Origin of the sequence: Stenotrophomonas rhizophila (genome assembly GCF_007667275.1) — a bacterium.
GTDB classification, from domain to species: Bacteria; Pseudomonadota; Gammaproteobacteria; order Xanthomonadales; family Xanthomonadaceae; genus Stenotrophomonas; species Stenotrophomonas maltophilia_AE.
The window spans coordinates 186,325-211,536 of record NZ_VDQT01000003.1 but is presented as its reverse complement, the minus strand read 5'-3'; the positions used below and the strand labels follow the sequence as shown (position 1 = coordinate 211,536).

Below are 25,212 nucleotides of genomic sequence, written 5' to 3'. Positions count from 1 at the left end.
GCTTTATCCTGTACGGGTGAGTGCCGGGCGCAACGCCGGGCGCAGTTCTGGAAGTGGAAACAAGACGATGCGCGGACGCGACGAAGAAACCGGTGAATTCCTTGATATCAGCCGCAGCCAGAACCGGCGCGACGCGCTGGACGTGCTGGCCCTGGGCGAGAAGCTGGTGTCGCTGACGCCGGCGCAGCTGGCCCGCGTGCCGGTGCCGGAAGACCTGCTGCCGCACATCGCCGAAGCCAAGCGGATCACCGCGCATATCGCCCACAAGCGCCAGCTGGCGTTCCTGGCCAAGCACATGCGCCGCGAGGACGACGCCACGCTGGATGCGATCCGCGATGCGCTGGACGCCAACAGCGAAACCTCGCGCCGCGAAGTGGCCGCGCTGCACCGCGCCGAAGACTGGCGCGAGCGCCTGCTCAAGGACGGCGACAAGGCGCTGGCCACGCTGCTGGAGGAATTCCCGCAGGCCGACCGCCAGCAGCTGCGCACGCTGGTCCGCAATGCGCAGGCCGAGCGCGCGAAGAACAAGCCGCCGCGCGCGTACCGGGAAATCTACCAGGTGCTGCGCGGGCTGCTGGTACCGGCCGCGCTGGGCCTGGACACCGCCGCCGGCGCGGACGCCGGCGACGACGAACTGGCCAGCGACGACTGAACCGGGCAGGCAGGAGGGATGCATCCGGCGATCAGGCCTGGGTGCCGCCCACGGTGATGCCGTCGATCAGCAGCGACGGCTGGCCCACGCCCACCGGTACGCTCTGACCGTCCTTGCCGCACACGCCGACGCCTTCATCGAGGGCCAGGTCGTTGCCGATCATGCGCACCTTCTGCATGGTTTCCGGACCGTTGCCGATCAGCGTGGCGCCCTTCACCGGCGCGGTGACCCTGCCGTCTTCGATCAGGTACGCCTCGGTGGCCGAGAACACGTACTTGCCACTGGTGATGTCGACCTGGCCACCGCCGAAGTTGACCGCGTACAGGCCCCGCTTGACCGAGCGGATCATTTCTTCCGGGTCGTGCTGGCCGGCGCGCATGTAGGTGTTGGTCATGCGCGGCATGGTCATGTGCGCGAACGACTCGCGGCGGCCGTTGCCGGTTGGGGCCACGCCCATCAGGCGCGCGTTGAGCGAATCCTGCATGTAGCCGACCAGGATGCCGTCCTCGATCAGCGTGGTGCACTGGGTCGGGTGGCCTTCGTCATCGATGTTGAGCGAGCCGCGGCGGCCGTCGAGGGTGCCGTCGTCGACGATGGTCACGCCGGGCGCAGCCACGCGCTCACCGATGCGGCCGGCGTAGACGCTGGTGCCCTTGCGGTTGAAGTCGCCTTCCAGGCCATGGCCCACCGCTTCGTGCAGCAGCACGCCCGGCCAGCCCGGGCCCAGCACTACGGTCATCACCCCGGCCGGGGCCGGGATCGCCTCCAGGTTCACCAGCGCCTGGCGCAGCGCCTCGCGGGCGAACGCCTCCGGGCGGCCATCGGCAAACAGTTCGGCATAGCTGTAGCGCCCGCCACCGCCGGCGTAACCGGACTCGCGGCGGCCCTGCTGTTCGACGATCACCTGCACGTTCAGGCGCACCAGCGGGCGGATGTCGCCGGCCAGCACGCCGTCGCTGCGCGCGATCAGCACCGTGTCCACGCCGCCGGACAGGCTCACCATCACCTGCTGCACGCGCGGGTCGGCCGCGCGCAGGTAGCGGTCCAGGCGCTTGAGCACTTCGACCTTGGCTTCATTGCCCATGCCGTCGATCGGGTCCACGGCCGGGTACAGCGCGCGCGCGTTGCCGCGCACCAGTGCACGCGCCGGCTGCGCGCCGCCATCGCGGGAAATCGCGCGCGCCGACTGCGCCGCCGCCAGCAGCGCGTCGCCATGGATGTCGTCGGAATAGGAGAAGCCGGTCTTCTCGCCGGCGATGGCGCGCACGCCCACGCCCTGTTCGATGGAATGCGCGCCGTCCTTGACGATGCCGTCTTCCACGCTCCAGCTTTCGCGGCGTGCATGCTGGAAGTAGAGGTCGCCGAAGTCGATGCCCGGTCCGAGCAGGGTGCCGAAGGTGCGTTCCAGGCCGCCGGCGTCGAGCCCGGCGGGCAGCAGCAGGCGGTCGTGGGCAAGGGTGAGTGCGTTGTCGGTCATGATCCTGATCTATGGGCGCCGGCCGCCTTCGCAAGCCGGGCGCGGCAAATGGAGCGGTAAGCGGGGAACGTCAACGCACCACCGGGGCCGGTGCGGCCGCAGGCGGCGCTTCGTCGCGGTCGATCACGTCGACCTTGGGCTCGGCCCATGGGCCGGTGACGCGATAGGTCTTGGCACCGATCTGCCCCAACGGCTTGGACAGCACGGCGTTGGCCGCCGCGCCTACCGCGGCGCCGACCGGCCCACCGGCCACCGCGCCCACCACGGTGAGCAGGTTGCCCGCACGCGGATTGACGTCGATGGTCTGGTCGAACTGCTGACGGCGCAGGTCGGTGCGGCCGCGGATGCTGATGTTGGCGGCCGGTCCTTCAATCAGCACCTTGTCGGTGGTCGCCATGCCATCGGCGAAGTCCAGCGTGCCGCCGACCTGGTTGAAGGCGAAGCCCTTGGAGAAGAAATCGCGGAAATCGAACATCAACCGCCGCGGCAGCTGGGTCACGCTGAGCAGGCCCAGCACGCGACCGGCGCCGGGTTCCAGCTCCAGCAGCTGGCCGTTGCGCGCCTGGACCTGCATCCGGCCCTGCAGCGCGCCGAGCTGGAAGTCGGACGGCCCGCCCGCCCAGCCGGCGTCGAGGGTGATCTGGCCCTGGCCGCCGCGCAGCTGGCCGCCGTAATCGAGGTTCTGCATCAGACCGCCCAGGTCTTCGCTGTCCACCTTGACCTCGACATGGGTAGTGGCCGCGGTGCCCATGCCCAGCCAGCGGCCCTGGATGTCGATGGCCTGGCGGGGGGCACGGAACTGCAGCCGGTCCACGCTCAGGCCGTTGCCGAACGGACGCGTGCGCAGCACCGCCTGCCCCAGCCGCGCCTTGCCGAACTGCAGGTCGGCCACGTCCAGCGACAACGGCGGAATCTTCGCCGGGTTGGTGTCATTGGCACTGGCCTGTACGCGTGCCGGCAGCGTGGCATCGGCGGGCAGCGCGATCGGCGCGCCGTCGCCGGGAGCCTTGATCGGCGCCGGCGGCGACTGCCAGTGCACGCGGTCGAGCGTGCCGACGATGGCGGCGCCATCGGCGCTGGGCACGCTCAGGCTGCCGGCCAGCGACGGGCCGTCCAGGCGCACGTCCACGCCGGTTGCGGACGGGCGCAGCTGCAGACGGGTCTGCGGGAACATGCCACCGGCCAGCAGCAGCTGGCCGACCTGCACATCGACCTGGCGCAGCGGCATCGGGTCGGCGTCGGGCGTGCCGCCCGGCGAACGCGCCAGCGCGATCCAGTCCAATGCATCCAGCGAGCCGCTGCGTCCGTTGACCACCAGCCCGCTGGCAGGCGGTTCGCGGTCGACCTTGTCGCTGCCCAGCGTGACCTGTACGCCGGTCTGGCTGTTGTGGGTGCGCGCCGCCAGGGCCAGGCGCTGGCCGAATGCCACGTCCACCCGCCCCGCCCCCATCGGCAGCTGTACCGCGACCGCGGTGGCCAGCGGCGTCCCGGCCGGCTTGTCCAGCGGCGCCGGCAGGTCCAGGCGGGTGCCGACCAGGTCCGAGTGCAGGCGCAGCAGCGTCGGCGGCGGCGCCTTGCTGCCGGCGGCCACCTTGGGCAGGGTCACGCCGATGGTCCAGCGCGACGTGCCGTCGATGTAGGGCTTGAGCCAGGCCAGCTCCGGCGCGCGGTCGAGCAGCAGGCCGGCGCCCAGCGCCGCGGTGAGTTCGGATTCAAACGCCTGCTGCGGGTCGCGCACGTAACCGCCGGCGCGCAGGCTCAACTGGCCGTCCTGGCCCAGGTGGCGCACCGCCAGCGCGTCGGCGCCGAAGCCATCCTGGCTGTACCGGGCCTGCCCGCGCATCGCCTCGAAGGTCAGGTCGAAGCGCTTGTCGGACAGCGTCGCACCGTCCAGCTCGACGCTGCCCTGCAGGTGGCCGACGCCCTGGCCCTGATGCAGCGGCTGCAGCAGATCGAAGCTGACCGCGGCCGGCCCTTGGGCGCTCAGGTTGTCCAGCGAATCGGCGTAGGTCCTGTGCAGCGGGCTCTGCTTGAGCATCGCCAGCAGCGCGCCGGCGTCGCTGCGGCTGTTGGCCTTCACGTACAGCGGGGTGGCGCCGAAATCGACGATGCCGGCATCGAAGTGGTCGACCTTCACACCGGCCAGGTCGCCGCGCCCGTGCATTTCAAAACCCGGGCCGATGAAGGCGATCTCGCCATCGACCTTGTCCATGGTCGGCCAGTCGCGCTGGAAGCGGATGATGCCGTCGTCGATATGCCCACTGGCTTCGAAGCGACCGTTGTTGCGGTCGAACGGCCAGTCTTCCAGCTCGCCGGTGACCAGGCCGATCCCACCGCGCACGTGGCCGCCCACCAGCGCGGCGTCCAGCCAGTCGGTGGCGCCCTTGCTCATTTTCGAATGGATCCAGAAGCGCTTGGCCGCGGTCATCGGCACGTCGTCCAGCTTCGCCGCCAGCTGCAGCCACGGGCGGGTGCCGTTGCCCTGGAACCACACCGTGCCACGCACGTCGGCGGCATAGTCGGTGCCCTGCACGCGCAGCGCCGGCGTGCCGACGCGCCAGCCACCGCCTTCGTCGCGCCAGCCGACCATGCTGCCGGCCAGGCGCACGTCGTGGCGCACCCCGAACCCGCTGGGCCAGTCGAACTGCATCACCCGCGAGGGCTGCAGGTCGAGCCGGAAGCCGTTGGCGTCGCCCTCGAAACGTCCGCCCACGCCACTGAGGCCGGGCGCGTGGCCGGCGGGACGGAACCGGATCTGCTCCAGCTCGCCCTCGAACCGCAATGGGCCATCGCGCTCGCCGGCCACCCGCACCCGGCGCATGCGCAGCTCGGGGGCGGCCTGCTGCAGCCAGCCACGCAGTCCCGCATCGATGCGGTCGGTCAACCCGAGCACGGCCAGCAGCGGCGTGGCGTCGATGTTGTCGCCGGCCAGCGCCTGATGCTGGCCGCCCGCGATCAACAGGCCATCCAGCGTTTCGTTGCGCCCGTTCATGCCGATCCGCAGGCGCGGCGCGTCGGCACGCCAACCGCCCTGCACCCAGCGCCAGCGCGCGCGCAGCTGCAGCGTGTCGAACTGGACCGCCGGGGGCTGGCCGCCGGCCAGGCGCGCGCCGCGCAGCCGCACACGCTGCAGGTCGGCGTCGCTGGTGAGCATGACCACGCGGTGGTCGCGCAGGTCCACCCAGGTGTTGAAGGTGCCGGTCCCCTGCACCAGCGAGACGCCGCCGAAGGTCAGCAATGGAGACCACGCGCGGAAGTCGGCCGGGTCGGCCGCCAGCCAGGCCTGGCCATCGCCGGTGCCGCGATCGAAATCGAGGACCGCCGTAAGCGGCGCGCCCTGCAGGTCGGCCCAGGCGCGCGCGCCGACCGACACGCGATCGCCGTTCACGCGCAGGCGCAGGTCGATGCGCGGCAGCTCGGCCTGCAGCTTCAGCGACGGCGCGTCGACCCGCAGCCGGCCACCGATTACCTGCAGCTCACCCAGGCGGCGCAGCGTTTCCAACGGATCGCCGCCGGCCTTGGGCTGTGGCAGGCCGCGCACCGACCAGCGCCCGTCCTCGGCGCGCTGCAGCTCCAGCGCCAGTCCGCGCAGGCGCAGTTCGGTCAGCGAATGCCCGGGCAGCAGGCCGGAATACAGCGACACCAGGACCTCGGCTTCGCCGATGCGCAGGCCCTCACCTTCACCGATGCGCAGGCCCTTGAGCGCCAGCAGCGGGCCGCGCCGGGTCCAGCGCGTCTGCAACTGGTCGAACGCCACCGGCTGGCCGGCGCGCGCGCTCAGCCAGCCGGCCACCTTGTCCGGGTGGCGTTCGGCCAGCGGCATCAGCTGGCTGACGCTGCCGACCAGCAGCGCCACGCACACCAGTACGATCGCCACGGCATACACGGCATGGCGGCGGATCCTTCGCAGTCGCAGGCGCAGCGGCGCGCTCATCGGTCCCCGGGTGCGCCGGCAGGACCGGTCACGGGCATGCCCAGGTCACAGCAGCACGACATCGAACTGCTCCTGCAGGTACTGCTCGTCGGCCTGGAAGCGGATCGACTTGCCGAGGAATTCCTCCAGCTCGGCCACCGCCGCCGACTCTTCATCGGTGATCCGCGCCACCACCTTGGAGGAGGCGATCACCAGCAGCCGCGCGGCATCGAACTGGCGCACGGCCCGGGTGATCTCGCGGAAGATCTCGTAGGTGACCGTTTCGGCGGTCTTGATCGAGCCGCGCCCGCTGCATTCCGGGCAGGGCTCGGACAGCTGCCGTTCCAGGCTCTCCACGGTGCGCTTGCGGGTCATCTCGACCAGCCCCAGCGGCGAGAACTCGTACACCGTGGTCTTGGCATGGTCGCGCGCCAACGCCTTCTCCAGCGTGCGCAGCACCTGGCGGCGGTGTTCGGCATCGTCCATGTCGATGAAGTCGATGATGATGATCCCGCCCAGGTTGCGCAGCCGCAGCTGGCGCGCCACCGACTGGGCCGCTTCCAGGTTGGTGCGGAACACCGTCTCTTCCAGGTTGCGCTGGCCCAGGAACGAACCGGTGTTGACGTCGATGGTGGTCATCGCCTCGGTCTGGTCGATCACCAGGTAACCGCCGGACTTGAGCGGCACCTGCTTGTCCAGCGCGCGGCCGATCTCATCCTCGACCCCGAACATGTCGAAGATCGGGCGGTCGCCGCTGTACAGCTCCAGCTTCTCGGCCAGCACCGGCATGTACTTGGCCACGAAGGCCTGCAGCTGGGTGAAGGTCTCCTTGGAATCCACCTTCACCTTGTCCACGTCCTTGCGGATCAGGTCGCGCACCGAGCGCAGCGGCAGGCTCAGGTCTTCGTAGATCACGCTGCAGGGGGCCGCTTCGCGACCGCGGCGCTCGACGACGTTCCAGACCCGCGACAGGTAGGCGATGTCTTCGGCGATCGCCTCGGCCGGCTGGCCTTCGGCGTTGGTGCGCACGATGTAGCCATACCCGCCGTGCTGGGCCGACAGTTCGGTCACCAGGGCCTTCAGACGCGCGCGCTCGGCCTCGTCCTCGATCCGCGCCGACACCCCGACCACCTTGGATTGCGGCAGCAGCACCATGTAGCGCGAGGGAATGCTGATCTGGGTGGTCAGGCGCGCGCCCTTGGTGCCGATCGGATCCTTGACCACCTGCACCACGATGTCCTGTCCGTCCCGCAGCAGTTCCACGATGGGCACCGACGAGGGGGGCGGCAGCGTGGTGCCTTCGGTGTCGGCGCTGGCCACCGGGGCCGGGCGGACCACGTCGTTGGCGTGCAGGAAGGCAGCACGCTCCAGCCCGACCTCGACGAAGGCGGCCTGCATCCCGGGCATGACCCGCTGCACCTTGCCCTTGTAGATATTGCCGACCACGCCGCGGCGCCAGCCGCGTTCGATGTGCAGTTCCTGCAGCATGCCGTTTTCGATGACCGCCACGCGGGTTTCACGTGGGGTGACGTTGACCAGGATTTCTTCAGACACGGGCGACTCCCTTCGATTCGAATGCCTGCAGCAACTGTTCGGTCTGCTGCAGGGGCAATCCCATGACGCCCGAATAACTTCCCGCCAGGTGGTGGATGTAGCGCTCTGCACCCCCCTGGATGGCATAGGCACCGGCCTTGCCCATCGGTTCGCCGGTGGCGACGTAGGCAGCGATGGCCGCCTCGTCCAGCGCGATGAAGCCGACCTCCGACGCCACGGTGGTCACCTGCTCCTGCCCCGCGGCGACCAGCGCCACCACGGTAATCACCTGGTGGGTGCGACCGGACAGCCGGCGCAGCATCGCGCTGGCGTCGGCGGCATCGACCGGCTTGCCGAACACCTCCCCGTCCAGCACCACTTCGGTGTCCGCGCCCAGCACCCACGCCTGCGGGTCCTCGCCCAGCACCCGGGCCAATCCGGCGCGGGCCTTGTCCACGGCCACGCGCTGCACGTAGTCCAAGGCGGCTTCCCCGTCGGCCCGTACTTCGGGCACGTCAAGGTCGAGCGCATGGAAGGGTCGGTCCAGGCGCGCCAGCAATTCGGTTCGTCGGGGCGAACGGGAGGCAAGATAAAGCATCGCGGAAGCATAACCTGCGCGCCCTGTCTGAATCGCGAGCAACAGCACCCAATCGCTCGCAACCCCACCCCTTCTCACCAGACGTTCATCGCACCGACACCAACCTCAACGCCTTCACAAGGAGATGCACATGCGCCGCAACCCCCTGTCCCCGCTGCTCCTCGCCCTGTCGCTTGCCCTGGGAACCTCGATGACCGCCCACGCCCAGTCCCAACCCGCCATCGCCGTGCCCGCAGACGGCACCCTGCTCAACATTTCGGCCAACGCCGAAGCCCGGCGTGTGCCCGACGTGGCCACGCTGTCGGCCGGTGTGGTCACCCAGGCGACCGACGGCAACACCGCCATGCGCCAGAACGCCGAGCAGATGGTCAAGGTGCTGGCCGCGATCAAGGCCGCCGGCATCGCCGAGCGCGACGTGCAGACCAGCGGGGTCAACCTCAGCCCGCAGTACCGCTATGCCGAGAACGAAGCGCCGAAGATCACCGGCTACCAGGCCAGCAACACGGTCAGCCTGAAGGTGCGCGACATCGCCAAGCTGGGCAAGGTCCTTGATGCCCTGGCCGCACAGGGCGCCAACCAGATCAACGGCCCGCAGTTCGAGATCGACCAGCCCGAGCCGGTGTACGACGAAGCACGCCTCGCCGCGCTGAAGAAGGCCCAGGCCCGCGCCGAAACCTATGCCAAGTCGCTGGGCCTGCGCGTGCGCCGGATCGTCAGCATTTCCGAGAGCGGTGGCGGCAACTTCCGCCCGGTGATGATGCGGGCCGCAGCGGCGCCGATGGCGGCCGATGTCTCCACCCCGGTCTCGCCGGGCGAATCGACCGTGTCGGTAAACCTGGACGTCGTCTTCGACCTGGGCCGGTAAGGGGTAGCGCCGGCCGTTGGCCGGCCTCGTTATCGCGTGGGCCGGCCAACGGCCGGCGCTACCGTTTTCTGACCGGTAGCCAAACGATGGCCCGCCCCCTGACTTCCGGCCCGCGCCGGGCTGCGGTATTGCTGCCATTGCGGGGCCCCGGCCCCTGCACGTTGATGTTCCCGCACGCACATCTGGCAAGGAGAGTGGAGCATGGTCCGTACGCATCCCCCGATGGTCCAACTGCAGATCGACGTCCCGCGCGTGCTTGGCTGGAGCACGGCGATGGCCCTGCACCTGCTTGCACTGATGTTGTTGCTCATTCCTGCCGCGTACATGGCCGCCCCGCTGCCGCGCGAGCGGACGGTGGTGAACCTGATATCCCCGCCGGTGTCGCAACCCGCGCCACCCCCGCCGATCGTGCCGCAGGAACCGGTTCCGGTGCGTGCGCCGACCACCCAACCGCGCGTGGCGCCGCTGCCGCCGCCCACCGCCAGCGCGGACGACGTGCTGGCGGTGCCGCCCCTGCCTGCCAGCGACGTCCAGACGCCGACCCTCGCGCCGGCCGAACCGGCGCCGGCGGCCTCGGGTGACGGTGTGCAACTGCAGTACCGGACGGCGCCGCCGCCGGGTTACCCGATTGCCGCCCTCCGTGCCGGTGAGCAGGGCACGGTGACGCTGCGGGTGCAGGTCGACGCCGACGGCAAGCCGGCCGCCGTGTCGATCGAACGCAGCAGCGGCTCCCGGGTGCTGGACAATGCCGCGCGGCAGCAGGTGCTGCGCCACTGGCGCTTCGTGCCCGCCCAGGTGGACGGTCGCGCAGTGCCCGCGGTCGGGCTGGTTCCAGTAAGTTTCTCGCTGCCGGAGTAACTACCGGGGTGGGGAGCCGCGCGCTCCCCACCCGATCTTGACGTGCGTCACTAATCGTCCCGAATTAAGCATTTTTTCACAGCTTTATCACCCGAAGGAAACCTAGATTGGCTGGACGCGTCAACTTATTGACGGCGCCCAGTCCCAGTTCCAGGGTTCCAGTAAGGAGAGAAACTGTGAAATACCCGACTCAACCCCGCCGCACCTGCCGTCGCAATACGCTGGCCCACTCCGTTTCCTCCGCATTGACCGGCAGCGTGCTGCTGCTCGCCGGTGCGTTCGCTTCGTCCTCGGCCATGGCCCAGGACCCCGCCACCAACCTGGACCGCATCACGGTCACCGGGTCGAACATTCCCCGCACCAACACCGAGACCCCGTCCCCCGTACAGGTGGTGACGCGCCAGGACATCGACCGCAGTGGCAAGACCACCGTGGCCGAGTACCTGCAGACGCTGACCTCCGACGGCGCCGGCTCCATTCCCAAGACCTTCGGCAACGGCTTTGCCGGTGGCGGCGCCGGCATCTCGCTGCGCGGCCTGGGCGCCGGCTCCACGCTGGTGCTGTTGAACGGTCGCCGCATGGCGACGTATGGCCTGGCCGATGACGGCCAGAAGGTGTTCACCGACCTCAGCACCATTCCGCTGGATGCGGTCGAACGCGTGGAAGTGCTGAAGGACGGCGCATCGGCGATCTATGGCTCCGATGCCATCGCCGGCGTGGTCAACATCATCCTGCGCAGCGATTTCCAGGGCGCGATCCTGCGCGGTTCGTACGGCGTGTCCGGCGACGGCGACGGCGATGCGAAGAAGGCGACCCTGACCGCCGGTACCGGCGACATCGCCGAAGACGGCTGGAACGCCTTCTTCAGCCTGGACGTCGGCAAGACCGATGCGATCAAGATCAGCGACCGCAAGAACCGCGACTGGATCGGCACCGGCGACCTGCGCCAGTGGGGCATCACGGCGCAGGATTCGCAGTTCCTGGGCGGCGCCTTCCTCAACGGCGGCACCAGCGGCGGCGCCGGCCCGAACGGCTCGGTGTTCGACGACCGCAACGTGACCACGGCCAATCCCGCGTTCCTCGTTCCACTGCCCGGCTGCGAAGGCCTTACCACCATTCCGGGCCAGACCGCCGCGTCGATTGCCGAAGACGGCTGCCTGTGGAACCCGGCCCAGCTCTACCGCGACCTGAGCCCGAAGGAGGAATACGTCAACGTGTTCGGCCGCGCCAGCTTCGCCTATGGCGAAGGCGGTGAGATCTACACCGAGATCGGCTACTCCAAGAAGGAAACGGTGTTCAGCAACACCCCGTCGGGCGTCTCCGGCGGCTGGGGTTACCCGGGCGGACCGGTCAACGCCAACAGTGGTCCCGGCGCGGTCGTACTCGGGCCGACCCATCCGGACAATCCGATTCCCGGCCAGGCCTCGCGCCTGCGCTATTCGGCCTGGGACGTCGGCCCGCGCGTGACCACCAACACCAATGAGTTCACCCGCTTCCTGGTCGGCACCAAGGGCAGCTGGGGCGACTGGGACTACGACACCGCCTACCTGCATTCCAGCACCAACCTGGTCAACAAGCGCACCGGCTTCCTGCGCTACAGCGCGGTGCAGTGCGCCCTCGGCGACCCGGCCTGCGCAGGCGGCGTGTGGCGCATCGGCGACGACGCCGGGCAGAACTCGCAGGCGCTGTACGACTACATCTCCCCGCTCATCCAGGCCAACGCCAAGTCCAGCCTGGACATGTTCGATTTCACCGTGTCGCGCAGCCTGGCGGACCTGCCGGGCGGCCCGCTTGGCCTGGCGATCGGTACCGAGTGGCGCAAGACCAGCAACAGCCTGACCCCGCAGACCTACACCGACGCCGGCGACATCATCGGCCTGGGCTACTCGGCCTATGACGGCACCCAGAACGTGTATGCCGGCTATGTCGAACTGTCCGCCCCGGTGCTGGAACAGCTGGAACTGTCCGGCGCGGTCCGTTACGACAAGTACGAAAGCGGTGACGGCAAGGCCACGCCGAAGCTGGGCGTGAAGTGGACGCCGGTGGACTGGATGGCACTGCGTGCCACCTATGCGGAAGGCTTCCGCGCCCCCAACCCGGCCGAAAACGGCGACGGCGGCCTGGCGGCGTTCTCCAACGCGGTAGATCCGGTGCGTTGCGCGGCCAGCCCGCCTGCGGACGTGACCACCAACTGCAGTGCACGCCAGGTGGCCATCATCACCAGCCCCAATCCGGACCTGGAACCGGAAGAGTCCAAGAGCTACTCGCTCGGCATCGTGCTGCAGCCCACGGCCACCACCTCGTTGACCGTGGACGCGTGGGAAATCAAGCGCACCAACGAAATCGCCCAGGGCAGCACCGCCGACGCGATTGCGGCGGGCCAGGTGCTGCGCGACAGTAACCTGATCAACGGCATTCCCGGCACCGGCTCGATCCTGGCGGTCAACACCGCCTACGTGAATGCCAACTCGTCGCGGGTCCGCGGTATCGACACCGATATCCGCCAGACCTTCGACATCGGTCCGGGCCAGCTGGAAATGGACCTGCAGTGGAGCCACGTGCTCAAGTTCGAGCGCACCGAAGGCGACAGCACGGTGGATTACGTGGGCACCCACGGCAACTGCGACGTGACCAACTGCATCGGCACGCCGGAAGACCGCGTCAACTTCGGCACCACCTGGAAGCAGGACGCGTGGAGCGTCAGCGGCGTGGTCAACTACATCAGCAGCCTGGAGAACAAGGACAGCCGCGGTGGCGACTACCTGGCGTTCTACTGGGACGGCACGCCGGTGGAGAAGATCTCCTCGTTCACCACCTTCGACCTGTCCGGTCGCTACAACATCACCGACGCCTTCGAGCTGAGCGCCTCGGTGCAGAACGTATTCGACCGCACCGCCCCGCTCGACCCGACCACCTACGGCGGCGTGAACTACAACCCGCTGCACTTCAGCGGCGCGATCGGCCGTTACTTCACCGTCGGCGCGAAGTACACCTTCAACTGATCCGTTGCGCAACAAAAAAAAGCCCGGGCATTGCCCGGGCTTTTTTCCTTATACGTCACCGACTTCGTGATGCTGAAGATCGCGCGATGACAGCCTGGTGCTATCCACGTGGGTCAGGACGTTTGCCTCTGCCCAAGAACAGCCTGGCAAAAGCCCGGGTAGAAAAGGGAATCATCACCAGCGCGACCAGGGCGCACAGCATCATCAGCGCCTGTAGGCCGCCTGGCATGCCGCGGTGATAGTGGCCGAAGAACGGAAGTCCCCAGCCCAGCACCACCACGCCCGTCAAAGCAGCCAGAAACACGAAGAGCTTGAGAAGGTCGCGCCACATATCTTTGTCCTTTGATCCAGACCGCCTGATCGGCAGGCACAGGGTAAATTGATCTTGGCAAGCCACCCAGCTAGTCACCGCAATCGGTCACCTTGGGCTCTACAGCGCGGCCAAGGCGGAGATAAGCAATGCTGCGCGACGACGGGTACCGCAACCTGACATCGAGGCCAGGCGAACATGATGTAAGGCCGTGTGCGGTAAGTTCCATACAAGGGTTCCTAAACCGATTGTCGGTTTGGGCATCGTTGGCAACGGCGCGTTGCCCAGCCTCGGGAACGACGAAGCCCGGGCATTGCCCGGGCTTCCTGCATCCATCGTGCACCACGCCCAGCGACGCAGGGCGTCGCTCTACGGCGAATCGGACGAGCCAGCGTAGCAGCCACGCCCTGCGTGGCTGCGCGACCCGCCCAGGCACGCGCGTATCGAGACCACCCAACGTAGAGCCACGCCCTGCGTGGCTGCGCGACCCGGCCAGGCACGCGCGCAAAAAAAAAGCCTCACATTGCTGTGAGGCTTTTCAAAACCTGGCGCCCGAAGTTGGACTCGAACCAACGACCCCCTGATTAACAGTCAAGTGCTCTAACCGGCTGAGCTATTCGGGCGGGGTGTGCATTCTAACCAGTTTTTCGCGGCTTGTAACCCATCCGCGCCGTTTTTCTTCACGCGCGGTGGTACGGGTGGTTGGCCAGCATCGCCGCGGCGCGGTACAGCTGCTCGGCCACCACCAGCCGCACCAGCATGTGCGGCAGGGTCAGCGGGCCGATCGACCATTTTTCATCCGCCAGCGCGGACACTTCGCTCGAATGCCCTTCGGGGCCGCCGATCAGGAACGCCAGGTCCCTGCCCTGCCCGCGCCAGTGCTCCAGGCGCTGGGCCAGCTGTTCGGAACTGAGCTGGCGGCCGGGCACATCCAGCGCCACTACGTAGGCGTTCTTGGGCAGCGCCGCGATCACCCGCTTGCCCTCGTCGTCGGTCGCGCGGCGCGCGTCGCGCCCCCTGCCACGCAGGCCGGGCTCGATTTCCACCAGCTCGAACGGCAGCCAGTGCGACAGCCGCTTCTGGTACTCGGCAAAGCCCTGCGCGACCCAACTGGGCGCGCGCTCGCCGGTGGCGATCAGCCTGGCTTTCATCGTCGTGCTCCTTCAAATGACAACGGCGCCATCGGGCGCCGTCGTCGTCACCACGTGCGCAACGCTCAGCGCGCGGCGTAGTCGTCTTCGTCGTCGCCCTCGTCGAGCAGGCTCGGCGGCTGGTCGCCGACCGTCCACAGGCGCTCCAGCGCGTAGAACTCACGCACGCGCGGCAGCATCACGTGCACCAGCACGTCGCCCAGGTCGACCAGCACCCACTCGGCTTCGCGCTCGCCTTCCACGCCCAGCGGCATCACGCCCAGGTTCTTGGCGAACTTCACCACTTCGTCGGCAATCGACTTGACGTGGCGGCTGGAGGTGCCCGAGGCGATCACCATGAAATCGGTGACGCTGGACTTGCCGATCACGTCGATCTCGACCACTTCCTTGGCCTTCAGTTCTTCGGTGGCCTTGCGCACGCACTCCAGCAGCTGCTGGGTGGACGGCGCCGGGTTCGGCATGGTGACCTTGATGGTCTGGGGCTGGGCTTGGTCGCTCAAAGCAGGGAGACTCGATAAATGTGGCGACGATTATACGGCCCATGCAACCTGAACGTGTTCACGGCGCGCGGATCCCGTACAGGCGGTGGTGGGTGATGTAGTCGGCCACCCGTTCCGGCACCAGTGCCCGCCAGTCACCACCATGGGCGATGCGCTCACGCACCTCGGACGCCGATTCGCTGCGCAGCGGCGCCTGCAGATGCAGCAGGCGGCCCGCGGGCGCGGCGAACAACTCACGTTCGTGCCGGGCCCAGCGGCCCTGCAGGGCCTTCTGCAGCGGCGCGGGCAGGCGCTGCTCCAGCGGGCTGCCGGGCCGGTCGGCGACGATGAAGTGGGCCAGCTCGAACAGCGCCTCCCATTCGTGCCAGCCGGGCAGCCCCAGCAGGCTGTCGGCCCCCACCAGCCAGGCCAGCGGTTGGCGCGCACCGAGCTCGGCACGCAGCTCACGCAGGGTGTCGACCGTGTAGGACGGGGTCTGCGGCTGGCGCCGGGCGCGTTCCAGTTCGCGCAGGTCCAGGATCAGGCCGGCGTCATCCTCGATGGCCAGCCCCAGCATCTCGGCGCGCTGGCTGGCCGGAGCACCGGGGGCCGGGCGGTGCGGCGGGTCCGCGGCGGGCAGCAGGCGCACCGCCACCTGGAGCTGGTCGCGTGCCGCACGCGCGATGGCGAGGTGGCCCCGATGCACCGGGTCGAAGGTACCGCCGTAATGGATGCGCAGGCCCATCGGGCTCAGGCACGGGCCAGCAGGCGTACCGCGCGTGCTTCCGCCACTGCCACCAGCAGCCGCTCCAGGCCCAGCCAGGGATCGCCGTCGGCGCGTCCCTTGGCCATGCGGTCGACCAGCCCGGCTTCGGCCACGAAGCGCTCCCAGCGCTTGGCCTCGGGATGGCGCTGCAGCGCGCGCTTGAACGGCGCCTGCCGCGATTCCCAGATGCCACGGCTCTTCATTTCCGCGGCCAGGTTGCCGCCCCGGGCCTGCACCCGGGCCAACGCGGCGGTGGCCAGCATTTCACGGATCACCATCGGCATCAGCGCGGCCACCGCTTCGCCTTCGGCGCGCAGGCCGGCCAGCATGCGCAGCACCGCGGTCGGCTGCCCGGAGAAAGTCGCCTCCAGCAGCCGGAACACGTCGTAGCGGGCGGCGTCGGCCACCAGCGATTCCATGGTGTCCACGTCCAGGCTCTGGCCGCTGGCCAGCAGCGCGAGCTTGTCGATTTCCTGCGCGGCCGCCAGCAGGTTGCCTTCGACCCGCTCGGCCAACCGCTGCACGGCCGCCGGGTCGGCACGCAGGCCCTGCTGGCGCAGGCGGCGCTCGATCCAATCGGGCAGTTCGTGCGGCTTGATCGCCCACGCCACCGAGAGCACACCAACGCGGCTGACCGCGTCGGCCCACTTGCCCTGGTGGGCCTTGCTCCATTCGTTGCAGGTGATCAGCAGGACGACGTCCGGCGCGGGGTTGGCGCAGAACTGGCTGATCACTTCCGCGCCCTCCTTGCCCGGCTTTCCGGTCGGCAGGCGCAGCTCCACCAGCCGACGCGCGCTGAACAGGCTGGGCGCGTTGAAGGTGGCGTCGAGCTGGTTCCAGTCGAAGTCGCGCCCGTCGGCGTCGAACACTTCGCGCTCGCTGATGCCCTCGGCGCGGGCCTTGGCGCGCACCGCATCGGCCGCTTCGAGCACGCGCAGGGTTTCCGGCCCGGCGATCAGGTACACCGGCACCAGCGCCTGGCTGGCCGGCTGGCTGGCGAGTTGTTCGGGGCGCAGTTCCATCGTGCGGCCGGTCCGTGCGCGGACCGGTCAGCCGCCCTGCGGCGGCGTGGCCGGGATCGGCGCTGCCGGCGGGGTCGCGGCAGGTTCGGCGGCCGGCGGGTTCAGGCGACCGCGCTCGATTTCGGCGCGGACCACGCTGTCGATGCGGCGCAGGATCGAGGCCGACATTTCGCGGCGCAGTTCATCGGCCAGGATCTCGCGCTCGGTGGTGGTGCCGGTGGCGTCGCTGGGCGGCGACACGTAGTCGCGCGACAGCTCGATCACCTGCTGCGGCACCAAGTCGCTACCGTCTTCGCGGCGGAACACGAAGATCACCGCGTAGCGCAGGCTGAATTCCTGGGCACGGCCCTGTGCGTCGATGGCGATGGGCAGGTCGCCCCAGCGCTCGGACAACACCTGCAGCTGTGCGGCCGGTTCCTTGCTGTCGGCATCGGCAATGGTCGCGCCCGATGCCATCAGGCCGCGACGCAGCAGCTTGGCCAGTTCGCTGTACGGGGCGGTGGAGACCACCTTCACCGCAGCGGTGTCGGCCGGCAGCATCAGCTTGTTGCGCAGGTGGAAGCCACACCCGGCGAGGGTAGCGGTGAGAACGAAGGCAAGCAGGAATCGGGTCATGTTCACAGTCTGGATGAGCCGGGCGGACCCGGCAACAGAAAAATGGTGACGGTACGATGCCCGAACCCACGTGAACGCAGCACGTAGAGCGGGGCCCTGCCGCGCCGACACGTAGAGCGGGGCCCTGCCCCGCTGGCGCCGACGGCGCAGGGCCCGCCCGATCAACCGGCCACGATGTTGACGATCTTCCCGGGCACGATGATCACCTTGCGCACGCTCAGCCCTTCGAGGAACTTCGCCGCATTCGGCTCGGCCAGGCCCAGCGCTTCGATCTGCTCGCGCGGAGCGTCGGCCGCAACCTCGATGGTGCCACGCAGCTTGCCGTTGACCTGCACGGCCAGGGTCAGCGCATCGCGGACCAGCGCGGTGCTGTCGGCCTGCGGGAACGGCTGGTCTTCCAGCAGCGTTTCGCCATGCCCCAGCACCTGCCACAGCGCATGGCTGGCATGCGGGGTGATCGGGTTGAGCAGCAGCACGGTGGCCTGCAGCGCTTCCTGGCGGACCGCACGGCCCTGGTCGGAGGCGTCATCGAACTTGGCCAGCGCGTTCATCAGCTCCATCACCGCGGCGATGGCGGTGTTGAAGCTGTGGCGGCGGCCGTAGTCGTCACCGACCTTGCCGATGGTTTCGTGGGTCTTGCGGCGCAGCGCCTTCTGTTCGGTGGTAAGCGTGGCCGGGTCCAGCGCCGGAGCGGCACCTTCAGCGGCGTGCTTCTGCACCTGCGCCCACAAGCGGCGCAGGAAGCGCGCCATGCCGTCCACGCCGGCTTCATTCCATTCCAGCGACTGTTCCGGCGGCGCGGCGAACATCGAGAACAGGCGCACGGTGTCGGCGCCGTAGCGGCTGACCATGGCCTGCGGGTCCACGCCGTTGTTCTTCGACTTGGACATCTTCTCGGTGCCGCCGATCTCCACCGGCTGGCCGTCGGCGATCAGCACCGCGCCGGTGATGCGGCCGCGCTCGTCGCGCTGCACGTCCACGTCGGCCGGGTTGATCCAGTCCCTGGAACCGTCCGGATTCTGGCGGAAGTAGGTATCGGCGATCACCATGCCCTGGCACAGCAGGTTCTGCGCCGGCTCGTTGCTGTCCACCATGCGCGCGTCGCGCAGCAGCTTGTGGAAGAAACGGAAGTACATCAGGTGCAGGATGGCGTGCTCGATGCCGCCGATGTACTGGTCCACCGGCAGCCAGTAGTTGCCGCGCCTGTCCACCGCGTCGCGGGCACCCGGCGAGGTGTAGCGCGCGTAGTACCAGCTCGACTCCATGAAGGTGTCGAAGGTGTCGGTTTCACGCTCGGCCGCACCGCCGCATTCCGGGCAGGTGGTCTTGCGCCATTCCGGGTCGGACTTGATCGGCGAGCCGGTGCCCACGAAGTTGACGTTCTCAGGCAACACCACCGGCAGCTGTTCTTCCGGCACCGGCAGCGCGCCGCACTTGGCGCAGTAGATCACCGGGATCGGGCAGCCCCAGTAACGCTGGCGGCTCACGCCCCAGTCGCGCAGGCGGTAGTTGACCCGGCGCTGACCCTGGGCCTTGCGCTCGAAGCGTTCAGCCAGAGCCTCGAAGGCGCCCTGGAAGTCCAGGCCGTCGAACTCGTCGGAGTTGACCAGTTCGGTCTCGCGGGTCTTGTCGCCGTACCAGTCCTGCCAGTTGCGCGGGTCGTAGGCGGTTTCGTCCTTGCGCGGCGACTTCAGCGCGATGACCTGTCGGATCGGCAGGTCGTACTTGTTGGCGAATTCGAAGTCGCGCTGGTCATGCCCGGGAACGGCCATCACCGCGCCGGTGCCGTAGCCCATCAGCACGAAGTTGGCCACCCATACCGGCACCTGGGCGCCGGTGACCGGGTGCACCGCGCGCAGGCCGGTGTCCATGCCGCGCTTTTCCTGGGTTTCCAGTTCAGCCTCGGACACGCCGCCCTGCTTCATCTCGGCCAGCAGCGCAGCCAGCGCCGGGTTCGACTTCGCCGCGTGCAGGGCCAGCGGATGCTCGCCGGCGATCGACACGAAGGTCACGCCCATCACCGTGTCCGGGCGGGTGGTGAACACGCGCAGCGAATCCAGCGCGCTGCCGTCGGCATCGCGCACGTCGAACTGGATCTCCAGCCCTTCGGAGCGGCCGATCCAGTTGCGCTGCATGGTCTTGACCGATTCCGGCCAACCCGGCAGTTCATCCAGGCCGTCCAGCAGTTCCTGGGCGTAATCGGTGATGCGCAGGAACCACTGCGGGATCTCGCGCTTTTCCACCAGCGCACCGGAGCGCCAGCCACGGCCATCGATGACCTGCTCGTTGGCCAGCACGGTCTGGTCGATCGGGTCCCAGTTCACCACCGCGTTGCGGCGGTAGGCCAGGCCCTTGCGCATCAGCCGGGTGAACATGCGCTGCTCATGCACGTAGTACTCGGGCGTGCAGGTGGCGAACTCACGCGACCAGTCGATGGCATAGCCCATGGCCTTGAACTGGCCACGCATGTGCTCGATGTTGGCGTAGGTCCACTTGGCCGGGGCGGTCTTGTTCTTGATCGCCGCGTTTTCCGCGGGCAGGCCGAACGCGTCCCAGCCCATCGGCTGCAGTACGTTGTGCCCGGTCATCCGCTTGTAGCGGCTGATCACATCGCCAATGGTGTAGTTGCGCACATGGCCCATGTGCAGCGCGCCCGACGGGTACGGAAGCATCGAAAGGCAGTAGTACTTCGGCTTGTCCGAAGACTCGGTCACTTCGAAGGCACGGGTGGCGTCCCAGAACTTCTGGGCGGCCGATTCAACCTGCTGCGGATCGTATACGTTGGGTTCGACGCTGGTCATGGAAAACACAGTTGCGGCGGCAAAGCGGCACAGCGTACCGCAGTGCGGCAAACGGCTCCAATCGTCGCCACGGCAGCCCCGCGCGTGCAGCCCCATCCCGTTGATATATCAGGGAATTGGCAGGAACGACATTCCATGCAGGCCTGCGCCAGCGCGCATGACCGCGTCGATTGCGGCCAAACCCGTCAGCTCATCCCTGCCGGACCAGGCCTGCCACGGGCAGCACGGCGGCCAGCCACGCCGCCCAGGACACAAAGGCCACGCGCTGGGCGACCGGCGCCGGCATCACGGCCTGCAGCACGAACGCCCCCACCAGCACCGCCAGCCCCGCGGCCACGTGCAGCGCCGCCAATCGCCCCCAGCCGGGAAGACGGCGCGCGCCGAAGCCGGACATCAGCGCGCCCGGCACGAAGGCCAGCACCCAGACCATCCATGCGCTGGCGTGGAACTGGCTGGCCGGGCTTTCGATGTCGGTCGGGTCCAGCGGCAGGATGCCCATGGCGGCGAAGGCCAGGCCGGACAGCACCAGCATCTGCCCGCCCACCCGCAGCGTCCACGGCGCGGTGACCGGCACCCGCACCAGCAGGCGCACCGCCACCAGCGCGGCCAGCAGTCCGGGCAGCACGAAGCCCAGCAGGTCGAAGGCCAGCGCATGCGGCACCCCGGTGGCGCCCAGCAACGCCACCGGATGGCCCAGCGGCAGGTAACCGGGCAACACCGCGCCGAAGCCCAGCACCGACGCCAGGAACAGCACCGCCGCCAGGGCGCCCCACAGGGGATCGAAGCGTTGCAGGGTCTTCATGTGGCCGTTCTCCGCCGCGCGCGCCCGTGATTGGGGTTGCTTCTCAATATGGGCGGCACCATACACTGGGTACATCATTAAATCGTTGATCCCGACCATGAGCGAACTGTCCCACGTCTTTGACGCCACTACCGAAACCTTCGAAGCGCAGGTCCTGCAGACGTCGCTGCAGACCCCGGTGCTGGTCGATTTCTGGGCCACCTGGTGCGAGCCCTGCAAGACCCTGGGCCCGATGCTGGAGAAGCTGGCCGACGAGTACAACGGTGCCTTCGTGCTGGCCAAGGTCGACGTGGACAAGGAACAGCAGATCGCCGCGGCCTTCCAGATCCGTTCGGTGCCGACCGTGTTCCTGGTCAAGGGCGGCCAGATCGTCGATGGCTTCCCCGGCGCGCTGCCGGAAGGCCAGCTGCGTGAATTCCTGACCCAGCACGGGGTGCTGCCTGCCGAAGCGGCCGAGGCCCCCGCCGAGGTGCCGGCCGCGCTGGACCCGCAGGCACAGGTGGACGTACTGCGCGCCAGCATCGCGGCCGAACCGGACAAGGACGAACTGAAGCTCGACCTGGCGTTGGCCCTGCTGCACACCGGCGGCACCGATGAAGCCAGCGCGCTGATCGAAGCGCTGCCGGCCAACCTGTCCACCGACGACCGCGCGGTACGCGCGCGGGCGCGGTTGGATTTCGCCAAGGCGCTGCAGGACGCCCCGGCGCCGGAACAACTGGACGCGCGTATCGCGGCCGATGCCGGCGACCTGGAGGCGCGCCACCTGCGCGGCGTGCAGCTGCTGCTGGGCGGCAACGACGAAGCCGCGCTGGAACAGTTCCTGGCCATGCTGCAGAAGGACGCTGCCTACAACGACGGGCTGCCGCGCAAGCTGCTGATCGATGCATTCAAGGTGATCGACGACGCCGCACTGGTCGGCCGCTTCCGGCGTTCGATGTCGGCCCTGCTGTTCTGAGCGGCGCTGGCGTCCAGCATCCCGGCGCCGGCGCCGGGCAATAGGTCAATGGCGGTCAAGTTCCAGGCGGCGGCGCACGGCTGAGCCCCTTCGCGGGTGCCGGAAACACTGACTCTGCCCCCTTCCGGCGCGGATTGCGTGGAAAGCAGTAGCGCAAGCCACCCCGTACCGGGTAGAAGTGGTGCGCGCCGACCAGCCGGAGATGCCCGTGTTCGCCAGCGACACCGCCGACGCCCCGCCCACCCTGCCCGACCTGCCGCCCGGCCGGTTGCGCCTGTTGCTGCTCCTGCTGCCGTGAGGCCGCTTGCGCTCTCCTGGCCCCGGCGCATCGTGCTTGCGGTGCTGGTGGGCGTTCTGGCGGCCGTGGCGAGCGGGGGCCAGTGGTTCTGGAAACTGGACGAGGCGATCTACGACACGTTCGTGGGCGGCTGGGAGTATCCCGCTGACCCGAACCTGCTGGTGGTGGCGATCGATGACGCCAGCGTGCAGCAACTGGGGCAGTGGCCCTGGCCGCGCTCCACCCATGCCCGGCTGCTCGACCGGCTGACCGCCGCTGGCAGTCGTCGCGTGGCGCTGGACCTGGTGTTGTCCGAAGCGGACCGCCAGGACAGCGCACAGGATGCAGAGCTGGCGGCCGCCATCCGTCGCAATGGCCAGGTGGTGCTGCCGGTGCTGGCCACGCCGTCCAGCGGGCCGCACATGGCCGAGGAACGGCTGCCGATCCCGATGATCGCCGCCAATGCGTCCACGCTGGGCCACAGCGACATCGAAGTGGACGCCGACGGCGTCGCGCGCGGCCTGTACCTCAGCGCCGGGATCGGCTCGCCGCATTGGCCCGCACTGGGACTGGCGCTGGCCAACATGCGCGGCCCGCTGCCGGGCCAGCGCGACGCCAACCCCGCGCCGACCTCGCCCTACCAGTGGCATCGCAACCACTACGTACGCGTGCGCTTCGCCGGCGCGCCCGACAACGTCCAGCAGGTGTCGTACGCGGACGTGCTCAATGGCGACATCGCCCCGGCCCTGCTGCGCGACCGCCTGGTGCTGGTGGGCATGACCGCCAGCGGCATCGCCCCGCGCCTCCGTACCCCGGCCACGCGCGAGCGCTGGATGAGCGGCACCGAATTCCAGGCCAACGTGGCGTCGATGCTGCTCGCCGGCAAGGCCATCAACGTGCCCGGGCTGCCGCTGCAGGCCCTGTTGAGCGGGCTGCTGGTGGCACTGTGTGCACTGGCACTGAGCCGGCGGCGCGCGCTGGCAAGCGCGATGGTCGCCCTACCCCTGACCCTGTTGGCCAGCTTCGTGCTGCTGCGGGTCGGGTATATGTGGTTCGCCCCCGCCGCTGCACTGGCCTGCATGCTGGCCATGATCTGCGCGTGGCTGCTGTGGCGGTTCAACGCCTGGCGCTGCCAGGCCAACAGCGATGTTCTGACCGGCCTGGGCAACCGCCTGCACTTCGAACAGACCCTGCAGCTGGAACACGACGCGGCCCGCCGCAGCGGTCGCCCGTTGACGCTTGCGTTGATCGACGTCGACCACTTCAAGCGGCACAACGACCGCCACGGCCAGCCGGCCGGCGACGTCGTGCTGCGCCGGATCGCCGCCGAGATCCGCGCCCACGCCCGGCGCCCACGCGACATGGCGGCACGTTTCGGCGGCGACGAGTTCGCACTGGTGCTGCCCGACACCACGGCCGAAGGCGCGGTACAGGTGATCCAGGACCTGATCGCCGCCGTACGGCAGATGTCCCTTGCCGATGGCGCGGCGGCCAACGAACAGATCACCCTGAGCGTCGGCCTGTACACCCACGTCCCCACCGCCACCACCGAACCGCGCCACTACTTCGAAGGTGCCGACGCCGCGCTCCAGCGCGCCAAGGCGTCCGGCCGCGACGGCTACGCAATGGACGAAGGCGCGTAACGCCACGCCCTGCGCGCCGTGACGTCCATACGCCTGCGAATGTTAGACTCGCGCCACCTCCCCTGCGCGACCGCCGCCGATGAAAGCCAGCCTGTTCCGCCTCGGACTCAATCTGTGGCCGCCGTTCCTGTTTACCGGGATCCATGTCACCGAGGTCAGTGCCGACTATCGGTTCGTCCGCGTCGAGCTGCGCATGCGGCCGTGGAACCGCAACTATGTGGGTACGCATTTCGGCGGCAGCTTGTTTGCGATGACCGATCCGTTCTGGATGCTGACGGTGATGCAGAACCTTGGGCGGGACTACTACGTGTGGGATCGGGCGGGCGAGATCGAGTTCCTGAAACCCGGCCGGGGCACGGTCAGTGCCGAATTCCGGCTGGATGAGGCGTTGCTGGACCAGCTGCGGGCCGCCACCGCCGACGGCGGCAAATACCTGCACTGGTTCAGCAACGACATCGTGGACGAGAAGGGCGAAGTGATCGCCCGGGTACGCAAGCAGGTCTACCTGCGCCTGAAGCCGAAGGCACGCACGTAGCGACACGCCACGCGTGTCCCAGGGAGTGTATGGGATGCACACAGGACACGCATGGCATGCAGCGACGCAGCGTTCCCGCAATGGATGTCCCGGCAGCGCGGAAAGGCGCCTCACCGGGGCCGCCGCCCCGCTACAATGCGAGGATGTCGCCCGAAGCCCCCCACCTTGTTCCGCGCCCCTCCCTGCAGCGCCTGTTCCTGACCGGCCTGCTCACCCTGCTGCCGATCTGGCTGACCTGGGTGGTCATCAAGTTCGTGTTCGTGCTGCTCTCGGGCATCAGCAGCCCGGTGGTGGTGCCGCTGTCGGCGCAGATCGCCGCTTCGTTCCCGCACTACCTGGGCTGGGTCAAGGTCGAGTGGATGCAGAACGTGATCGGGCTGCTCGCCACCCTGCTGGTGATCCTCAGCGTCGGCGTGCTCAGCCGTCGGGTGATCGGACAGCGCCTGCTGCGCTGGTTCGGCGCGGTGATCAAGCGCATTCCACTGGCCAGCATCATCTATGAGAGCGCCAAGAAGCTGCTGGACATGCTGCAGACCGAGCCGGGGACCACCCAGCGCGTGGTGCTGATCGACTTCCCGCACCGGGACATGAAGGCGGTGGGCCTGGTGACCCGGGTGATCCGTGAACAGGGCACCGGTCGTGAACTGGCGGCGGTATATGTGCCGACCACGCCGAACCCGACCTCCGGCTACCTGGAAATCGTGCCGGTGGAACTGCTCACCCCGACCGACTGGACGGTGGACCAGGCCATGAGTTTCATCATCTCCGGGGGCGCCGTGGCGCCGGAGACGGTGCCGTTTACCCGTGCTGGTGAGCGCTGAATGGGGGCCTGAGGCCTAGCTATCGGCTTCGGGTTGGATGGCGTGGACACGCGTGGCGTGTCTCTACGCTGTACGTGGGTCGCCTGACCGGGGCGTTGGCGCTGGTCGCGCCCGGATGAATCAGGCAAGCTCCCGGG

The 25,212-nt window shown here is 68.7% G+C and carries 20 protein-coding genes and 1 tRNA gene; 8 read left to right on the top strand and 13 right to left on the bottom strand.

The genetic code is table 11. From position 1 onward, the window contains the following. The first annotated feature begins 67 nt into the window (after positions 1-67). Positions 68-652 (top strand): ribosome biogenesis factor YjgA, encoded by a 585-nt coding sequence (yjgA, locus tag FSZ13_RS11540; RefSeq protein WP_145479792.1) that lies wholly within the window; start codon positions 68-70, stop codon positions 650-652. Between the two features lie 31 nt (positions 653-683). On the opposite strand, the gene tldD is transcribed toward yjgA, so the two are convergent. The 4 genes from tldD to FSZ13_RS11520 all read right to left on the bottom strand — a co-directional run bounded on the left by tldD (position 684) and on the right by FSZ13_RS11520 (position 8,173). Next, complete coding sequence (gene tldD / locus FSZ13_RS11535; RefSeq protein ID WP_145479790.1) at positions 684-2,129, bottom strand: metalloprotease TldD; 1,446 nt, start codon at positions 2,127-2,129, stop codon at positions 684-686. Between the two features lie 70 nt (positions 2,130-2,199). Then, positions 2,200-6,063, bottom strand: coding sequence for a YhdP family protein (locus tag FSZ13_RS11530; protein ID WP_145479788.1), 3,864 nt, complete (start codon positions 6,061-6,063; stop codon positions 2,200-2,202). A gap of 45 nt (positions 6,064-6,108) precedes the next feature. After that, entirely contained in the window at positions 6,109-7,596 is a 1,488-nt protein-coding gene (rng, locus tag FSZ13_RS11525) for a ribonuclease G (protein WP_145479787.1), read from the bottom strand. Next, complete coding sequence (locus FSZ13_RS11520; RefSeq protein WP_145479785.1) at positions 7,589-8,173, bottom strand: Maf family nucleotide pyrophosphatase; 585 nt, start codon at positions 8,171-8,173, stop codon at positions 7,589-7,591. Before FSZ13_RS11520 ends, rng begins: the two co-directional genes overlap by 8 nt. Positions 8,174-8,303: 130 nt before the next feature. Here FSZ13_RS11520 and FSZ13_RS11515 point away from each other — a divergent pair, with 130 nt between their 5' ends. The 3 genes from FSZ13_RS11515 (at position 8,304) to FSZ13_RS11505 (ending at position 12,898) form a co-directional block, all read left to right on the top strand. After that, complete coding sequence (locus tag FSZ13_RS11515) at positions 8,304-9,038, top strand: SIMPL domain-containing protein (protein ID WP_145479783.1); 735 nt, start codon at positions 8,304-8,306, stop codon at positions 9,036-9,038. A 201-nt stretch (positions 9,039-9,239) separates the two neighbouring features. Beyond that, positions 9,240-9,896, top strand: coding sequence for an energy transducer TonB (locus tag FSZ13_RS11510; protein WP_145479781.1), 657 nt, complete (start codon positions 9,240-9,242; stop codon positions 9,894-9,896). A 176-nt stretch (positions 9,897-10,072) separates the two neighbouring features. After that, a complete protein-coding gene (locus tag FSZ13_RS11505; protein ID WP_145479779.1) occupies positions 10,073-12,898 on the top strand; it encodes a TonB-dependent receptor in 2,826 nt (941 codons plus the stop codon). Positions 12,899-12,998: 100 nt separating this feature from the next. On the opposite strand, the gene FSZ13_RS11500 is transcribed toward FSZ13_RS11505, so the two are convergent. The 9 genes from FSZ13_RS11500 to FSZ13_RS11460 all read right to left on the bottom strand — a co-directional run bounded on the left by FSZ13_RS11500 (position 12,999) and on the right by FSZ13_RS11460 (position 20,844). After that, complete coding sequence (locus FSZ13_RS11500; RefSeq protein ID WP_145479777.1) at positions 12,999-13,229, bottom strand: hypothetical protein; 231 nt, start codon at positions 13,227-13,229, stop codon at positions 12,999-13,001. A 525-nt stretch (positions 13,230-13,754) separates the two neighbouring features. Further along, a tRNA-Asn gene (locus FSZ13_RS11495) sits at positions 13,755-13,831 on the bottom strand. Between the two features lie 57 nt (positions 13,832-13,888). After that, positions 13,889-14,359, bottom strand: a complete 471-nt coding sequence (gene rlmH / locus FSZ13_RS11490) for a 23S rRNA (pseudouridine(1915)-N(3))-methyltransferase RlmH (protein ID WP_145479775.1) — start codon at positions 14,357-14,359, stop codon at positions 13,889-13,891. Between the two features lie 65 nt (positions 14,360-14,424). Continuing rightward, a complete protein-coding gene (gene rsfS / locus FSZ13_RS11485; protein WP_145480343.1) occupies positions 14,425-14,820 on the bottom strand; it encodes a ribosome silencing factor in 396 nt (131 codons plus the stop codon). A 97-nt stretch (positions 14,821-14,917) separates the two neighbouring features. Continuing rightward, positions 14,918-15,583, bottom strand: coding sequence for a nicotinate-nucleotide adenylyltransferase (gene nadD, locus FSZ13_RS11480; protein WP_145479773.1), 666 nt, complete (start codon positions 15,581-15,583; stop codon positions 14,918-14,920). 5 nt (positions 15,584-15,588) lie between these two features. Beyond that, positions 15,589-16,626, bottom strand: coding sequence for a DNA polymerase III subunit delta (gene holA / locus FSZ13_RS11475; RefSeq protein ID WP_145479771.1), 1,038 nt, complete (start codon positions 16,624-16,626; stop codon positions 15,589-15,591). A gap of 27 nt (positions 16,627-16,653) precedes the next feature. Then, positions 16,654-17,241, bottom strand: a complete 588-nt coding sequence (lptE, locus tag FSZ13_RS11470; RefSeq protein WP_145479769.1) for an LPS assembly lipoprotein LptE — start codon at positions 17,239-17,241, stop codon at positions 16,654-16,656. Positions 17,242-17,402: 161 nt separating this feature from the next. Beyond that, the gene (leuS, locus tag FSZ13_RS11465; RefSeq protein WP_145479767.1) at positions 17,403-20,042 is read right to left on the bottom strand and encodes a leucine--tRNA ligase; all 2,640 of its coding nucleotides are present in this window, start codon (positions 20,040-20,042) and stop codon (positions 17,403-17,405) included. 190 nt (positions 20,043-20,232) lie between these two features. Beyond that, a complete protein-coding gene (locus FSZ13_RS11460) occupies positions 20,233-20,844 on the bottom strand; it encodes a DUF998 domain-containing protein (protein ID WP_145479765.1) in 612 nt (203 codons plus the stop codon). A gap of 97 nt (positions 20,845-20,941) precedes the next feature. On the opposite strand from FSZ13_RS11460, the gene trxA reads away from it, so the two are divergent. The 4 genes from trxA to FSZ13_RS11440 all read left to right on the top strand — a co-directional run bounded on the left by trxA (position 20,942) and on the right by FSZ13_RS11440 (position 25,075). Next, on the top strand, positions 20,942-21,799 hold the full coding sequence (gene trxA / locus FSZ13_RS11455) for a thioredoxin (RefSeq protein ID WP_145479763.1): 858 nt from the start codon (positions 20,942-20,944) through the stop codon (positions 21,797-21,799). Between the two features lie 294 nt (positions 21,800-22,093). Beyond that, positions 22,094-23,719 (top strand): CHASE2 domain-containing protein, encoded by a 1,626-nt coding sequence (locus tag FSZ13_RS11450; protein WP_145479761.1) that lies wholly within the window; start codon positions 22,094-22,096, stop codon positions 23,717-23,719. A gap of 79 nt (positions 23,720-23,798) precedes the next feature. Then, positions 23,799-24,254 (top strand): DUF4442 domain-containing protein, encoded by a 456-nt coding sequence (locus FSZ13_RS11445; RefSeq protein ID WP_145479759.1) that lies wholly within the window; start codon positions 23,799-23,801, stop codon positions 24,252-24,254. A gap of 143 nt (positions 24,255-24,397) precedes the next feature. Then, positions 24,398-25,075: a DUF502 domain-containing protein gene (locus FSZ13_RS11440; RefSeq protein ID WP_145479757.1), complete on the top strand. Its 678-nt coding sequence runs from the start codon at positions 24,398-24,400 to the stop codon at positions 25,073-25,075. Positions 25,076-25,212 lie beyond the last annotated feature (137 nt).

What these genes read in the sequence shown, in the direction of transcription:
- FSZ13_RS11440 (WP_145479757.1), top strand. Translation starts at nt 24,398, where the DNA reads ATGTCGCCCGAAGCCCCCCACCTTGTTCCGCGCCCCTCCCTGCAGCGC.
- trxA (WP_145479763.1), top strand. Translation starts at nt 20,942, where the DNA reads ATGAGCGAACTGTCCCACGTCTTTGACGCCACTACCGAAACCTTCGAA.
- leuS (WP_145479767.1), bottom strand. Translation starts at nt 20,042, where the DNA reads ATGACCAGCGTCGAACCCAACGTATACGATCCGCAGCAGGTTGAATCG.
- FSZ13_RS11510 (WP_145479781.1), top strand. Translation starts at nt 9,240, where the DNA reads ATGGTCCGTACGCATCCCCCGATGGTCCAACTGCAGATCGACGTCCCG.
- FSZ13_RS11500 (WP_145479777.1), bottom strand. Translation starts at nt 13,229, where the DNA reads ATGTGGCGCGACCTTCTCAAGCTCTTCGTGTTTCTGGCTGCTTTGACG.
- yjgA (WP_145479792.1), top strand. Translation starts at nt 68, where the DNA reads ATGCGCGGACGCGACGAAGAAACCGGTGAATTCCTTGATATCAGCCGC.
- FSZ13_RS11520 (WP_145479785.1), bottom strand. Translation starts at nt 8,173, where the DNA reads ATGCTTTATCTTGCCTCCCGTTCGCCCCGACGAACCGAATTGCTGGCG.
- rsfS (WP_145480343.1), bottom strand. Translation starts at nt 14,820, where the DNA reads ATGCCGAACCCGGCGCCGTCCACCCAGCAGCTGCTGGAGTGCGTGCGC.
- rlmH (WP_145479775.1), bottom strand. Translation starts at nt 14,359, where the DNA reads ATGAAAGCCAGGCTGATCGCCACCGGCGAGCGCGCGCCCAGTTGGGTC.
- tldD (WP_145479790.1), bottom strand. Translation starts at nt 2,129, where the DNA reads ATGACCGACAACGCACTCACCCTTGCCCACGACCGCCTGCTGCTGCCC.
- lptE (WP_145479769.1), bottom strand. Translation starts at nt 17,241, where the DNA reads ATGACCCGATTCCTGCTTGCCTTCGTTCTCACCGCTACCCTCGCCGGG.
- FSZ13_RS11445 (WP_145479759.1), top strand. Translation starts at nt 23,799, where the DNA reads ATGAAAGCCAGCCTGTTCCGCCTCGGACTCAATCTGTGGCCGCCGTTC.
- FSZ13_RS11460 (WP_145479765.1), bottom strand. Translation starts at nt 20,844, where the DNA reads ATGAAGACCCTGCAACGCTTCGATCCCCTGTGGGGCGCCCTGGCGGCG.
- FSZ13_RS11530 (WP_145479788.1), bottom strand. Translation starts at nt 6,063, where the DNA reads ATGAGCGCGCCGCTGCGCCTGCGACTGCGAAGGATCCGCCGCCATGCC.
- FSZ13_RS11515 (WP_145479783.1), top strand. Translation starts at nt 8,304, where the DNA reads ATGCGCCGCAACCCCCTGTCCCCGCTGCTCCTCGCCCTGTCGCTTGCC.
- nadD (WP_145479773.1), bottom strand. Translation starts at nt 15,583, where the DNA reads ATGGGCCTGCGCATCCATTACGGCGGTACCTTCGACCCGGTGCATCGG.
- holA (WP_145479771.1), bottom strand. Translation starts at nt 16,626, where the DNA reads ATGGAACTGCGCCCCGAACAACTCGCCAGCCAGCCGGCCAGCCAGGCG.